Source organism: Maribacter sp. UH1 (assembly GCF_056839145.1).
Genome location: NZ_CM166387.1, coordinates 3,641,861 through 3,655,901 on the forward strand (window position 1 = coordinate 3,641,861; position 14,041 = coordinate 3,655,901).

14 protein-coding genes are annotated in these 14,041 nt (G+C 34.9%); 4 read left to right on the forward strand and 10 right to left on the reverse strand.

Annotated elements, in window-relative coordinates:
* Window positions 1-3 precede the first annotated feature (3 nt).
* Both UH1x_RS15825 and UH1x_RS15830 read left to right on the forward strand, forming a co-directional pair.
* Complete coding sequence (locus tag UH1x_RS15825; RefSeq protein ID WP_482622889.1) at window positions 4-885, forward strand: rhomboid family intramembrane serine protease; 882 nt, start codon at window positions 4-6, stop codon at window positions 883-885.
* Window positions 886-896: 11 nt separating this feature from the next.
* Complete coding sequence (locus UH1x_RS15830) at window positions 897-1,919, forward strand: endonuclease/exonuclease/phosphatase family protein (RefSeq protein ID WP_482622890.1); 1,023 nt, start codon at window positions 897-899, stop codon at window positions 1,917-1,919.
* On the opposite strand, the gene UH1x_RS15835 is transcribed toward UH1x_RS15830, so the two are convergent.
* The 9 genes from UH1x_RS15835 to udk all read right to left on the reverse strand — a co-directional run bounded on the left by UH1x_RS15835 (window position 1,900) and on the right by udk (window position 8,810).
* Window positions 1,900-2,220, reverse strand: coding sequence for a DUF6122 family protein (locus UH1x_RS15835; protein ID WP_482622891.1), 321 nt, complete (start codon window positions 2,218-2,220; stop codon window positions 1,900-1,902). The genes UH1x_RS15830 and UH1x_RS15835 overlap by 20 nt on opposite strands.
* Entirely contained in the window at window positions 2,213-2,842 is a 630-nt protein-coding gene (locus UH1x_RS15840; protein WP_482622892.1) for a WbqC family protein, read from the reverse strand. The genes UH1x_RS15835 and UH1x_RS15840 overlap by 8 nt, the downstream gene beginning before the upstream one ends.
* Entirely contained in the window at window positions 2,839-4,539 is a 1,701-nt protein-coding gene (gene lepB / locus UH1x_RS15845) for a signal peptidase I (RefSeq protein ID WP_482622894.1), read from the reverse strand. Before lepB ends, UH1x_RS15840 begins: the two co-directional genes overlap by 4 nt.
* A 94-nt stretch (window positions 4,540-4,633) precedes the next feature.
* Window positions 4,634-5,335, reverse strand: a complete 702-nt coding sequence (dapB, locus tag UH1x_RS15850; protein WP_482622895.1) for a 4-hydroxy-tetrahydrodipicolinate reductase — start codon at window positions 5,333-5,335, stop codon at window positions 4,634-4,636.
* Window positions 5,336-5,337: 2 nt separating this feature from the next.
* Complete coding sequence (locus UH1x_RS15855; RefSeq protein WP_482622897.1) at window positions 5,338-5,997, reverse strand: DUF5683 domain-containing protein; 660 nt, start codon at window positions 5,995-5,997, stop codon at window positions 5,338-5,340.
* Complete coding sequence (locus UH1x_RS15860; protein ID WP_482622899.1) at window positions 5,990-6,898, reverse strand: ParB/RepB/Spo0J family partition protein; 909 nt, start codon at window positions 6,896-6,898, stop codon at window positions 5,990-5,992. The genes UH1x_RS15855 and UH1x_RS15860 overlap by 8 nt, the downstream gene beginning before the upstream one ends.
* Window positions 6,899-6,900: 2 nt before the next feature.
* Window positions 6,901-7,674, reverse strand: a complete 774-nt coding sequence (locus UH1x_RS15865) for a ParA family protein (protein ID WP_482622901.1) — start codon at window positions 7,672-7,674, stop codon at window positions 6,901-6,903.
* Between the two features lie 189 nt (window positions 7,675-7,863).
* The gene (locus tag UH1x_RS15870; protein ID WP_036153454.1) at window positions 7,864-8,196 is read right to left on the reverse strand and encodes an FtsB family cell division protein; all 333 of its coding nucleotides are present in this window, start codon (window positions 8,194-8,196) and stop codon (window positions 7,864-7,866) included.
* Complete coding sequence (gene udk, locus UH1x_RS15875; protein ID WP_405415912.1) at window positions 8,196-8,810, reverse strand: uridine kinase; 615 nt, start codon at window positions 8,808-8,810, stop codon at window positions 8,196-8,198. Before udk ends, UH1x_RS15870 begins: the two co-directional genes overlap by 1 nt.
* Before the next feature lie 107 nt (window positions 8,811-8,917).
* Here udk and UH1x_RS15880 point away from each other — a divergent pair, with 107 nt between their 5' ends.
* Together UH1x_RS15880 and UH1x_RS15885 are read left to right on the forward strand one after the other, a co-directional pair.
* Window positions 8,918-10,141 (forward strand): multidrug effflux MFS transporter, encoded by a 1,224-nt coding sequence (locus UH1x_RS15880; protein ID WP_482622904.1) that lies wholly within the window; start codon window positions 8,918-8,920, stop codon window positions 10,139-10,141.
* A gap of 161 nt (window positions 10,142-10,302) precedes the next feature.
* A complete protein-coding gene (locus UH1x_RS15885) occupies window positions 10,303-12,021 on the forward strand; it encodes a tetratricopeptide repeat protein (protein WP_482622906.1) in 1,719 nt (572 codons plus the stop codon).
* A 63-nt stretch (window positions 12,022-12,084) separates the two neighbouring features.
* Here UH1x_RS15885 and acs read toward each other — a convergent pair whose 3' ends face one another.
* On the reverse strand, window positions 12,085-14,016 hold the full coding sequence (acs, locus tag UH1x_RS15890; protein ID WP_482622908.1) for an acetate--CoA ligase: 1,932 nt from the start codon (window positions 14,014-14,016) through the stop codon (window positions 12,085-12,087).
* Window positions 14,017-14,041: the final 25 nt, after the last annotated feature.

Below are 14,041 nucleotides of genomic sequence, written 5' to 3' on the forward strand. Positions count from 1 at the left end.
ACTATGGCTCAACCAGATTTAAAATATCAATTTAGTAGATTAAACATTGCGGAAAAACTCATTGCGGTCAACGTGATAGTTTTTATTGTAAATGCCCTAATCCCGTTCTTATTTGGCTTGTCAAGCAACATTATTGTGCAATGGTTCGAATTGCCTAATGATATTGTCGATATCGCTTTTCAACCATGGTCTATTGTAACTTATTCATTTTTTCATGGAGGGATAGGTCACCTATTTTGGAACATGTTGATGATTTATTTCGTAGGTCGTATCTTTTTAAATCTTTTTGACGCTAAGCGATTTTTAAATGTGTATTTGTTAGGAGTTATTTTAGGCGGACTCTTCTTTGTTTTAGGTTATAATATATTTCCTGCTTTCTTTGATGTTAATGCAACTTTAATAGGGGCTTCTGCAGGTGCTAGTGCTGTTCTGATATTTATTTGTACCTATTTACCTAACCAAGAGGTTCGGGTTATATTTTTCAATGTAAAATTATGGATGGTTGGTGCCGTGTTGGTTTTGAGTGATTTGATTCAACTACCCATTAGTAATTCAGGAGGTCATTTAGCGCATTTGGGAGGCGCTTTTTTAGGTTACCTATATGCAAGTCAATTAACAAAAGGAAACGACATAGGGGCTGGATTCTCAAAGTTTATGGATAGTATTGTCAACATCTTTAAAGGTTCGGAGAAGAAGGCGCCATTAAAAACAGTATATAAGAATAAAAGCACTACCCATAGTAACAGTAAATCTGCCGTAGATTACGACAAGAAAACACATCAGAAAAAGATTGATGCTATACTAGATAAAATAAGCAAGTCTGGCTATGAAAGTTTGTCAAAGACTGAGAAGGACTTTTTATTTAAAGCGGGTAAAGAAAATTGAACATGAAGAGAATGTCTTTTTTTAAAAAGTTCATGTTGTTTTTAAATGTGATTGCAGCAATATGTTTGGTTTTAGCATGCATAGTACCATATACATCTATAGCTAGTTTGGCATTTATAAGTTTAACAGTGCCTGCATTGGTTTTAATAAATATGTTGTTTTTTCTATACTGGTTATTTGGTAAGAAAATTTATATGATGCTATCTCTTTCCATTTTAGTTTTTGGATACTATACACTTGGTTCTTTTATAGCTTTTAATGGAAAGTCAAAAACTATTGCTGATTCTGATACCATTTCTTTGTTAACTTATAACGCATTGGGTTTTCATAGTAAATATCATGGGGATTGGGAGAATATCACTAGTCCAGAAGTTGTAGAATTTATTGAAGGTGAGAATCCTGATATTATTTATTTTCAAGAATTCGAACCTCATTATCTTAAGGATCATATGTTGAAAAACTATCCTTATAAAGCCAATAAATTTGAAATTAAAGACGGGGAGTCAAGTAAAAATCTAGCTATATTTTCAAAGCTTAAGATTATTAATAATGGAGAGCTTGATTTTCCTAATACATTTAATGGTGGCGTTTATGCGGATATCGTATTTAAGAAAGACACCATTCGCTTCTATAATCTGCATCTAGAATCTTTAAGTATCAGACCAAATTATTTTAAAAAAGAACGGTCAGATAAGCTGCTTGTTAGACTAAGGGATTCTTTTGATAAACAAGAACGACAATCTGATATTGTGAGAGAGCATATCAAAACCAGTCCTTATCCTGTTATTGTAGGTGGTGATTTTAATAATACCCAATTTTCTAAAGTGTATTTTAATATTAAGGGTGATTTAAAAGATAGTTTTTTAGAATCTGGACACGGATATGGGGAGACTATCAAATTTTGGAAGTTCCCTTTTAGAATTGATATGATTTTGGGAGACCCTAGTTTTACATTCTTATCTCATAAGAATTACAAGATAGATATATCTGACCACGAACCTATTATGGCCACTTTTAAGATGTCTGAAGAATAAAAAGGCAGTCTACTATATCTGCCAATATATGTAATAGCAATGCTAAGCCAAAAATTCTAGTTTTCTTAAATAAGAACATTACGGTATATAGACCAATTGCCCAGTAACTATGAAGTGGATGAAAATTGATACTACAACGGTTTGGGTCAAATAATGGTGTTGCTAGCAAGTGATCTATATCAATTACAATTGCAGATAAAAGTATTACTGCAGACCAAAGCATATTTTCCCTATAGAAATAGATAGCAATTACAATGGGTACAATAAAATGTATTCCATAGTGCGCTATAAACCTAATCATTTGAGGTAGCTATAAACTCGTGTTTTAGATATTCTATACTATTGGGACCTAGGTTAAATAAAAGATCCAGAATGCTTAGGTTGGGCGTAAAACCATGTCGGTCACCAAATACTTGTGTGTAGGCTTCGATATTTAGTTGGGGCTTAAATTTTGCGCTTATCAAAAATCTATAATCTTCCTTATCTTCAGGTTTGATCTCAAAAGTACTTGTTTTAGCCGTCGGCATTTCTAATTGAAGACATTCAAATATGGTTTCTATCGTTTTTAAATTATACTCAAGTAGACTTTCATAAGGTCTATCGTATAACGGTTTAATATCATCTTCATAGAACTCAAAGAAAGGTGATGTTCTATAGGCGGTCTCTAATGTGCGCCAATGTTGTCTCTGCCAAGGATAGGAATTATCAATTTTAACATCCTTATACTTTTGTCTACCATTTGATCTGCCTACATGAATAATAGGAATACTAAGTATGTGCTTGCCTCGATCATTAGAAATATATGTTCTATTCCTGAATGTCTGTTTTTGGTAATTATCATTCACCTCCCAACAAACTGGGTGGTGCATGATATAACTAAACGTTAGTATGTTAGGGAAATATGAGGGATGAATTAATTTCACTTTTTATCCTTTTTACGTTTCCAGAACCAATTTCCTACGAAATAAGCTATTAGTAATATTAAGAAATATTTGAAATAAGATTGGGGTTCTCCGTCCCCATTTACAGTTGTGAATATACGATCCCATCGTGGTCTCCAATTGCTAATGCCCTCGGTAAAATTATCGAAACTCATCCATATGAAAATGGGAGTACCAACTATATGGTTTTCAGGAACATAACCCCAAGCTCTACTGTCTTCTGAGTGGTCTCTATTGTCACCCATCATCCAAAAGTAATCTTGTTTGAAAGTATATGTTGTAGCTGGTGATCCATTAATGCTAATTTGATTTCCAGATACAGAAATCTCGTTCTTCTCGTATTCTTTTATAATCTTCTTATATAGGGGAAGTACTTTTAAATTTAAATCTACCGTTGCTCCTTTTTGAGGGATGTAGATGGGTCCCATTTGGCTGTAATTCCAAGGATAATCCGGACTTTGAGGAAATAAATTAATGCCTCTTCTCCCTTTTTCTACTACCTTTTGTACTACAGAATCAATATTAGGATTGTTTCTTAGAGATGTAACCATATCTGCAGTTAAAGGAACCGTACGTTGGCGATCGGTAATTTCTTTTAATGCGAATCCATATTTGGATATAATATTTGATGGTATACCTGATGCCTTTGTATATAGTTCCAGTTGCCCATTATCCGTTGGATTATAACCTATCAAATAAGGGTTAAGGGCATTTGCTTGATTTTGATTTAACTGCCCAGATAAATATTTTCTAGTGAAATCAGTTACACCTAAATCGTCAAGTGTTTTTGAAGATACTCCCTTAGAGCTGTAAATGTTATAATCAAACTGAGGTTTGGCGCTTTTAGGTAATTCTAATTGCTTTCCGTCGATAAAAACATAACCATCACGTACTTCTAGAGAATCGCCGGGTACACCAACGCAACGTTTAACATAGTTAGATTTTTTATCTATTGGTTTGTCAACGCCTTTTTCTTTTTTGAAAAATACACGAACGGTATCTGCGGGCCAGCTAAATACTACAATATCATTTCTTTCTACTTTTGTAAATCCAGGTAGCCTGAAATATGGTAGTTGTGGTTTCTTTAAATAAGACGGAATGCCCAGCCCTGGTAATGTATCATGAACCATTGGCGCAGCAACAGTCGTCATAGGTGTTCTCGCGCCGTAGTGAAATTTGCTTACAAAAAGAAAGTCTCCTACTCTTAAAGTACGTTCTAGAGAACCTGTAGGTATTACATAAGGTTGAATAAAATAAGTGTGTACCAAAGTAGCAGCAACAACTGCGAATAAAATGGAGCTAACCCATTCACCTGCAGCTGTTGTTGGGTGTAACGATCTGTCCTCAATATATTTTACATCGAGAGCATAGTTTACGTAGTAAATATAAAAACCAAGTGTCAATACTACGATCCAAGTTTCTAACTTACTATTTCTTCCGAAGCTTCTTATGGTTTCTACCCATATTACGGGGAACATCAAAAGGTTGATTATAGGGATGAATAATAAAATCACCCACCATTTTGGTCTATTGATTATTTGCATTAAAACTATGGCATTATAAACAGGTATTGCTGCTTCCCAAGCTTTTCTGCCTGCTTTAACGTATAGTTTCCAAGTACCTAAGAAATGTATTACTTGTACAATGAGAATAAAAATAATCCATTGGGTGCCGTTCATCGTCTTTGTTTTTTATTGAAATAGAATGAATTTTTAGATGTATTGTTTAACATCGATAATCCATCAGTCTTATAGATTGATTTTTGTTACGTTTTTAACCTAGGTTTAACACATCTCGCATTGAAAAAACACCTGTTTTTCCGATGATCCATTCCGCAGCTGTAACGGCTCCTAAAGCGAAACCTTCTCTGTTATGGGCAGTATGTTTTATTTCAATACTATCTACAACACTGTCATAAGCAACGGTGTGTGTGCCTGGTACTTTTCCAATTCGTTTAGATGTGATTTTTAGGCTCTCGTCAGATGCGCTATCTAATTTCCATTGGGCGTAATTAGAATTAGCGATGACACCTTCTGCCAAGGTTATTGCTGTACCACTTGGGGCATCTAATTTTTGAGTGTGATGTATTTCTTCTAATTCTACTTTATATTCAGGAAGATTTTGCATCATTTTTGCCAAGTAATGATTTAGCTCGAAAAAAATATTTACTCCTAAACTAAAATTAGAGGCATAGATAAAAGCACCTTTCTTTTCTTCACATAAAGAAATTGCTTCATCATATTTATCTAACCAACCGGTTGTTCCTGAGATTACGGGAATACTGTTATTCAAGCATTTGCTAATATTACCAAAAGCTGCTTCTGGCATACTAAAATCAATAGCAACATCCATTTTGCTGAAATCAATATTCTCAGAGTTTTCGTCAATTTTAGCAACAATTTCATGACCACGTTTTAGAGCGATTTGCTCTATCATCTGACCCATTTTTCCGTATCCGAAAAGTGCAATTCTCATTTTTAAAATTTTATAATTAATGCCATTCCGTAATTAGGACTATTGGTTACTTGATTAAAATCAAGATATGGTTCAAAGTCTATACTTAGGTCATCGTCAATATTAAATTGTTTTAAATGTGCGTCAACATTGGCATCAACAATATTTAAGGCATATAAGCCAATAGCTGCAACCAGCCAAAGATCACGATCACTTTGAAAACGTTCTTGTTGATATTCAAGGTCATCTGTATCTAAATCTGGATCATCACCGACAGCATTATCACCATTGATATCATAATACTCGTCATCTGTAAAACCTGCTTGCCTTCTTTTAAATGCAGTTCTGAAACTTTGATATTGATTATTGTTCCATGCATACATATAAGCACTTCCACCAATAGCTCCCCATACAATAGGGACTTTCCAATATCTCTTGTTATAAATTTGACCCAATCCTGGTATAACGGCAGAGTAAAATGCTGCTTTACTTGGTGCTAAAGGATTGAATTCCTTTTTTGCTTTTTTAAAAGAAACGGAATCTTTGATAACTACTCCCTTATCAGCTAAATCTGCTTGTACACTGTCTATTTCAGTTTTAGGAATAGAATCTTGCTCCTCTTGAGAATAGGAGAAATTAATGAATAATAATAGAGTACTAAATAATAAAAGATAGTTACGCACCTGTTATCAATTTTTTGATACGGTCAAATTCCTCTTGAGACTTAAATGGTATGGTTATTTTTCCTCTTGCATTATCAGCAGACTTGATATCCACCTTTACCGATAAGGCATCGGTTAGTTCCTTTATCCCTTTACGAACAAAAACAGAAGCTTCTTTTTTTACTGTTTTAACTATTTCGTCAGTAGGTACATCATCTGCATGATAGGCTTTTACAGCACTTTCGGTATCTCTAACAGAAAGGTTGTCAAATATAATCTTTTCGTATAGCGAAATTTGATCTTGCTTTTTGTCGATATTAACCAAAGCTCTTCCGTGACCCATTGTTAAGAATCCGTCACGCATACCCGTTTGAATAATTGGGTCTAACTTTAATAGACGTAAGTAATTGGCAATAGTTGATCTTTTTTTACCAACACGTTCACTTAGCCTCTCTTGAGTAAGGTTGATTTCATCAATAAGACGTTGGTAAGAGAGTGCTATTTCAATAGGGTCTAAATCTTGGCGTTGAATATTTTCAACCAAAGCCATCTCTAAAGACTCTTGGTCATTAGCAATACGTATATAAGCTGGTATAGTTTCTAAACCTAAAAGTTTAGAAGCACGATATCTTCTTTCTCCAGATACAAGTTGGTATTCGTTAAAGCCTAATTTTCTTACAGTAATTGGCTGAATAACACCCAATTCTTTTATAGAAGCGGCTAATTCTTTTATAGATTCATCATTGAAATTAGAACGTGGTTGAAATGGATTTACTTCAATGTGTTCTAAATCTAGTTCTATTATATTACCAACAACTTTATCTGCATTCTTATCTGATGCCGTGTTTATATCATTTTCCGGGTCTTTCAAAAGAGCCGAAAGTCCTCTACCAAGAGCTTGTTTCTTTGTCGCTTTTGCCATACTTAAACCGTCTGCTTATTTTTTTTGACTATCTCGTTAGCCAAGTTCAAATAATTTGTTGCTCCTTTACTTGCAGCATCATATTTGATTATACTTTCTCCATAACTAGGAGCTTCACTTAATCTAACGTTACGTTGAATTACAGTGTCAAAAACCATGTCTCCAAAATGCTTTCTTACCTCATCAACTACTTGGTTAGATAAGCGTAATCTAGAATCGTACATGGTTAACAACATGCCTTCAATATCCAATTCGGCATTATGTAATTTTTGAACGCTCTTTATCGTATTTAATAATTTGCCTAGCCCTTCTAATGCAAAATACTCACATTGTATAGGTATTACTACAGAATCTGCAGCTGTTAAAGCATTTAATGTCAATAACCCTAATGAAGGCGCACAATCTATTAATATATAATCATAATCCTCTTTAAGCTCGGTAATGGCTTTTTTCATCATATACTCACGCTCGTCCTTGTCAACCAGTTCTATTTCAATGGCAACAAGGTCAATGTGTGCGGGAATAAGGTCTACATTGGGAGATGTAGTAGAGATGATGGTTTCTCTGGCTGTTTTAGTATGTTCCAATAATTGGTACGAGCCTAATTCAACGCCGTCAACATCTATACCTAACCCAGAAGTGGCATTCGCCTGAGGGTCGGCATCTATTAATAATACCTTTTTTTCCAATACACCTAGCGAGGCAGCTAAGTTTACCGAAGTAGTAGTTTTACCTACACCGCCTTTTTGGTTGGCTATAGCAATAATCTTGCCCATGTTCAAAGTAAGTTAGGTGGTAAAAATACAATTATTTATGGGGCTAATGAAAGCTTTTTGTTAACACTAAGTGAATTAGCGCTTACTTTTCTTTAATAAAGCGTTAAACTTTTAATTATGAAATGGTTAAGGACCTGTATATTGCGTAGTATATAAATTGGTAAAAACTTATTCAAAGGATATGAAAAACTATTTATTGTCTTTGAGTTTTAAACTATCCTCGTATTCAATTAGATATATTTCTTCGTTCTTTTTCTTTAAATAATACTCCTCGCGGGCAAAGCGCTCAAGTTCATCTTCGTCAGATAATTTTTCGATAATTTTTTTATCTCTGGCTATTTCTTCTTTTAAAAAATCTTGAGTTTTTTCTAATTTCTTGATTTCTTTTCTTAATTCTAGATGAATTAAGAGTGAATTGGTATCAAAAAAAAGCATCCAAACAACAAAAACGGATAGGACCAATACATACATATTGGTCATGATCTTAAACCATTTTTTTTGTTTTAAATCCTTAAAAGCCATTACTCTTGCATGATTTTTTCGTTGATAATACTCTTAACTATTTCAACGGCAACCGTGTTGTATTTATTATTCGGAATAATAATATCTGCATACTCTTTTGTAGGTTCAATGAACTGTTCGTGCATTGGCTTGATTACGGCTTGGTATTTTTCTATAGTTTCATCCAAATCCCAACCTCTTTCATTAACATCTCGCTTTAATCTTCTGATCAGTCTTTCATCTGTATCTGCGTGCACGAATATTTTAATATCAAACATTTTACGAATGGCAGAATTGGTCATAATCAATATACCTTCTACGATAATAACCTTTGTTGGGTGTGTTAAAACTGTTTTTGCAGTTCTATTACATTCTAAAAAAGAATATACAGGCTGTTCAATAGATTCACCATTTTTTAAAGCAATTAAATGTTGCTCCAATAATGCGAAATCTATAGAACTTGGGTGGTCAAAGTTAGTTTTGCGTCGTTCTTCAAGAGATAAATGAGATAGGTCGTTATAGTAAGAATCTTGTGTTATTACTCCAACTTCTTCATTAGGTAATTCATTTATAATTTGATTTACTACTGTGGTTTTTCCACAACCTGTTCCACCGGCAATACCTATAATCAGCATACATTGTAATTTAATGCAAAAGTACATATTTGAATTTCAAAAATGCATAATCTCAAATATCAACTTTTAATAACATAGCTTGAAATGTTAAGCCGTATTTTTGCACAATGCAGAATGAACAGGTAAAACCGAATTTTGAGTTTGTTGCCTTAATGGCTTCTTTGATGTCGATTGTTGCATTGACAATCGATGCTATTTTGCCGGCTATGGCAGATATTGGCGTGTCTATCAATAGCTTAGATCCAACACGGAATCAGTTATTAGTAACGATGATTTTTTTAGGGTTGGGAGTAGGGCAGTTGTTTTTTGGTCCATTATCAGATAGTCTTGGTAGAAAGCCCATTGTATACTTTGGGTTTACTGTTTTTTTGATTGCTAGTATCATTTGTTTGTTAGCGCCAAATCTTGAGGTAATGTTAGTTGGTCGTGTATTGCAGGGAATTGGTCTGTCTGCACCCAGAACTATAAGTATTTCTATAATTCGTGACACCTATAGAGGGGATTATATGGCAAAAATCATGTCATTTGTTACAGCGTTCTTTATTCTTGTTCCTGTGGTGGCACCTGCTATTGGTAAAGCGGTAATGGGTATTACGGGTTGGCAAGGTATCTTTTATATGCAGCTGTTTTTTGCTCTGGTTGTAGGGATTTGGTTTTATAAAAGACAAGAAGAAACCTTACATCCGGAATACAAAGTTCCTTTTTCTTTTCATGTTTTTATTAGAGGGACGAAAGAGATTTTTAAATACAAAGAAACCGTTTCGTGTACCATGATATCAGGATTGATTACAGGATCTTTTCTTGTTTACTTAAGTTCTGCTCAACATGTTTTTGAAGAGCTTTACGGGTTAACTGAAACATTTCCTTATGTGTTTGCCGGACTTGCGCTTTCAGTAGGGTTTTCTACATTGATGAACGGTACATTGGTGTTGCGTTTTGGAATGCGGAATTTATCTTTTACAGCATTAGTAGCATTCACATTTATAGCCTTGTCATATAGTCTTTTATTTTTAGGGGCTAAAAATCCAAGTATTACTATTTTACTGATATTCTTATCACTGCAGTTTTTGTGTTTAGGATTTATTTGGGGAAATATGCGATCAATTGCAATGGAACCTATTGGTCATATTGCTGGTATTGGCGCAGCAATTACGGGATTCATCTCTACAATTCTCTCTATTCCAATTTCAATTTTCGTAGGTAGCTTTATTGAAGATTCTGTTTGGGCACTTTTTGCAGGTTTGGGTGTATGCGGACTCATATCGGTATTATTATTTATGACATTTAAAACGCGTCCTCTTTTTGCAAGTAATCGTGCGTTCTCCAAATGATTTTTTATAGATAAGACTTGTTCTTAATTGTAGATTAAGTATTCCGGTTTTTTGTCATTTATACGTTCTTCAATGCGGATTGCACGTTAAATATTTGATTTTCAGTCTCATGAATCTATATTGTAAATATTGTATTTTGATAAATATTGATGTTTACAGCTATGAAAAAATCATTTCTTTATTTCTTTGTATTACTTTTTGTTTTCATAGCGTGTAAGAATAGAGGGAACACTGAAAATATTTCAAACAGACCTTTTATTGCTTGCGCTCCCATCACAACAGATATATCATGGTATCAATCTGATAATATTGCTCCTTTGATAGACGGGTTAAATGTGATGGAGTTCCCTGTAACTACCAATAATAGATTAGCACAACAATATGTAAATCAAGGTGCGGTTTTGGCTTACGGTTTCAACCATGCTGAGGCGGCAAGATCTTTCTACTATGCCACTAAGTTAGACCCTAATTGTGCAATGGCATATTGGGGTTTTGCGTATGTATTGGGACCTAATTATAATGCAGGGATGGAACCAGATAATTATCAAAGAGCGTACGATGCAGTACAAAAGGCAAAAGAACTGGCAGAAAATAACGCTTCTCAAAAAGAAAAAGATCTCATTGATGCCTTGTCAAAAAGGTATGTTCAGTTTCCGGTTGAGGATAGAGGTAATCTTGATTTGGCATATTCAAACGCATTGCGTGAAGTTCATAATAATTATTTATACGATGCTGATGTTGCTGCATTGTATGCCGAGTCAATAATGGATATGTATCCTTTTGATTTATGGGATGAAAAAGGAAATCCTAGAGATAGAACAAATGAAATAATTCAAGTAGTCAACAGCGCTTTGGAAATAGATCCAAAACACCCGGGAGCACATCACTTTAAAATTCATATGCTTGAAGCGTCCTTACATCCGGAAGATGCTTTAGAAAGCGCTGCAATTTTTGATGAAGGTCTAGTGCCTGGTGCCGGGCACCTTGTTCACATGCCTTCACATATTTATATTCGAACAGGGGACTACCATAAAGGCACATTGGCAAATGTTCAGGCAGTAGCTGTTGATAGTAGTTATGTGGCTTCCTGCCATGCTCAAGGTGCATATCCTATAGCTTACTTTCCTCATAATTATCATTTTTTGGCAGCTACCGCCTCATTAGAAGGTAATAGTGAAATGGCATTAGACGCATCTAATAAAGTAGCAAAGTATTCAAGTACCACGTTAATGAAAGAGCCAGGTTGGGGAACGCTTCAACATTTTTATACGATACCATTTTACATTAACGTGAAGTTTGGAAAGTGGAATGAAATATTAAAAATGAAAAATGAAGTTCCTTCTTTAAAATATCCATCAGCTATTTTAAGTTATGCCCGTGGAATGGCTTTTTTAAGATTAGATGAAATTGAAAATGCAAAAAAGGAATTACGAACTTTAGAGGTTTATGCGAAAGATGATAGTTTAAAGGAAATATCAATTTGGGATATTAACTCGGTATACGTTTTGGTTCAAATAGCTAGAAATGTTTTGAAAGCAGAAATCTTGGCTAAAGAATCTAAGTACCTAGAAAGTATAGTATTATTGAAGGAAGCGGTTGAAATTGAGGATAGTTTAAATTATAATGAACCACCAGATTGGTTTTTCTCTGTAAGGCACCATCTTGGGGCTATACAAATTGATGCAGAACTTTATGACGATGCAATCAAATCTTATGAAGAAGATCTGGCTAGGTTACCTAAAAACGGGTGGGCATTACATGGTTTAAAACTAGCATATGAGAAGCTGAATGACCAAAATATGGTTCACGAAACTGAAGCAAAAAGAAAGTTAAGCTGGGAATATGCGGATATAGTATTGACAACTTCTCTAATAAAATAAAATTCGCCAAACCTATTTTTAGCAGGTTCGGCGAATTTCTTAAAAATTTAGATACAAATATGGCTACAGCGAATTGTCCATGATTTCTTGAACAACTTCCGGATTCAATAACGTACTGGTATCACCTAAATTACTTGTATCATTACTCGCGATTTTACGTAAAATTCTACGCATAATTTTACCGCTTCGTGTTTTTGGAAGTCCAGATACAAACTGAATTTTATCCAATTTTGCAATAGGACCAACAAGTTCGGTAATCTGTTGGTTGATTTCTTTTCTTAAGTTGTCGCGATCTCTACTTTCACCTGTTTCTTTTAGAATAACATATCCGTAAAGAGCATTTCCTTTTACATCATGAGGGAAACCTACAATTGCGGATTCTGCCACTGCTGGGTGTTCGTTAATGGAGTCTTCTATTGGTGCAGTACCTAAATTATGACCGGAAACTATGATGACATCATCTACACGACCAGTAATTCTGTAATACCCAACGGCATCTCTCAACGCGCCATCGCCTGTGAAATACATGTTTTCATATGCTGAAAAATAGGTGTCTCTGTAGCGGTCGTGATTACCCCAAATAGTTCTTGCTATAGATGGCCATGGGAATTTTACACATAGCCTGCCTTCTACTTGATTACCTTTTACTTCTTTTGCGTTTTCATCCATTAACGCTGGTTGTATACCAATAAATGGCAGCGTTGCATAAGTTGGAGTAGTTGGGGTTACGTAAGGTATAGGGGTGATCATAATACCACCGGTTTCTGTTTGCCACCACGTATCTACAATAGGGCTGTTCTTTTTACCAACATTATTATTGTACCAATGCCATGCTTCTTCATTAATAGGTTCGCCTACAGATCCTAAAACTTTAAGGCTTGATAAATCATGCTTTTCAACAAAATCTAAACTTTCTTTACCTAGCGCTCTAATAGCAGTTGGCGCGGTATAAAACTGATTTACTTTGTGTTTTTCAACAACTTCCCAAAAACGACCAAAATCCGGATAGGAGGGAACGCCTTCAAACATTAAAGTAGTTGCTCCATTTGCTAGTGGTCCGTAGACAATATACGAATGTCCGGTAATCCAGCCGATATCTGCAGTGCACCAATACACATCATTCTCGGTATATTGAAATACGTTTTTAAAGGTATATGCGGTATACACCATGTAACCTGCCGTGGTATGCACCATTCCTTTTGGGGTTCCAGTAGAACCTGAAGTGTAAAGTATAAATAACGGGTCTTCAGCATCCATAACCTCAGCAACGCAATCTGCATAGGCTTCATCTAACAATGGTTGTAGCCATTTATCCCTACCTTCTAACATGTCAATTTTAGATTTGGTACGTTTTACGACGAGCACATTTGCAACTCCTGGACAACCTTCCAAGGCTTTATCTACAAGGCCTTTTAGATCTATTGCTTTGTTTCCTCTATAAGAACCATCTGATGTCAGTACAACTTTACAGTCAGAATCATTGATACGGGTTGCTAATGCATGAGATGAAAACCCTGCAAATACTACTGAATGTATAGCCCCAATACGCGCACATGCTAAAAGTGCTACAGATAATTCAGGAATCATAGGTAGATAAATGCAAACACGATCACCTTTTTTGACTCCGTGGTCTAACAAAACATTTGCCATACGGCATACACGTTCATGTAATTGCCTGTAGGTTATATGTTGTGCTTCTTCCTTTGGATTGTTAGGTTCAAAAATGATAGCTGTTTTATTTCCCCTTGTTGGTAAATGACGGTCTAAACAGTTTTCTGTTATATTCAATTTAGCACCTTCAAACCATTTTATCTCTGGTTTTTTAAAATCCCAACTTAATACATTATCCCATCGTTTACGCCAAACAAAATGCTCTTCAGCAATTTCTTCCCAAAAAGCTTCAGGATTACGAACCGATTTTCGATAGACTTGATAATATTCCTCCAGGTGTTTAATGTGATAATTACTCATGGTATGCGTTAATTTATTATACAAAGGTTGTTGAAGTCCTTTGGTTGTT

Excerpts from the sequence above, each read along its gene's own strand:
- UH1x_RS15830 (WP_482622890.1), top strand. The coding sequence starts at position 897 with ATGTCTTTTTTTAAAAAGTTCATGTTGTTTTTAAATGTGATTGCAGCA.
- UH1x_RS15880 (WP_482622904.1), top strand. The coding sequence starts at position 8,918 with ATGCAGAATGAACAGGTAAAACCGAATTTTGAGTTTGTTGCCTTAATG.
- UH1x_RS15870 (WP_036153454.1), bottom strand. The coding sequence starts at position 8,196 with ATGGCTTTTAAGGATTTAAAACAAAAAAAATGGTTTAAGATCATGACC.
- dapB (WP_482622895.1), bottom strand. The coding sequence starts at position 5,335 with ATGAGAATTGCACTTTTCGGATACGGAAAAATGGGTCAGATGATAGAG.
- UH1x_RS15835 (WP_482622891.1), bottom strand. The coding sequence starts at position 2,220 with ATGATTAGGTTTATAGCGCACTATGGAATACATTTTATTGTACCCATT.
- UH1x_RS15885 (WP_482622906.1), top strand. The coding sequence starts at position 10,303 with ATGAAAAAATCATTTCTTTATTTCTTTGTATTACTTTTTGTTTTCATA.
- lepB (WP_482622894.1), bottom strand. The coding sequence starts at position 4,539 with ATGAACGGCACCCAATGGATTATTTTTATTCTCATTGTACAAGTAATA.
- udk (WP_405415912.1), bottom strand. The coding sequence starts at position 8,810 with ATGCTGATTATAGGTATTGCCGGTGGAACAGGTTGTGGAAAAACCACA.
- UH1x_RS15825 (WP_482622889.1), top strand. The coding sequence starts at position 4 with ATGGCTCAACCAGATTTAAAATATCAATTTAGTAGATTAAACATTGCG.
- UH1x_RS15865 (WP_482622901.1), bottom strand. The coding sequence starts at position 7,674 with ATGGGCAAGATTATTGCTATAGCCAACCAAAAAGGCGGTGTAGGTAAA.
- UH1x_RS15860 (WP_482622899.1), bottom strand. The coding sequence starts at position 6,898 with ATGGCAAAAGCGACAAAGAAACAAGCTCTTGGTAGAGGACTTTCGGCT.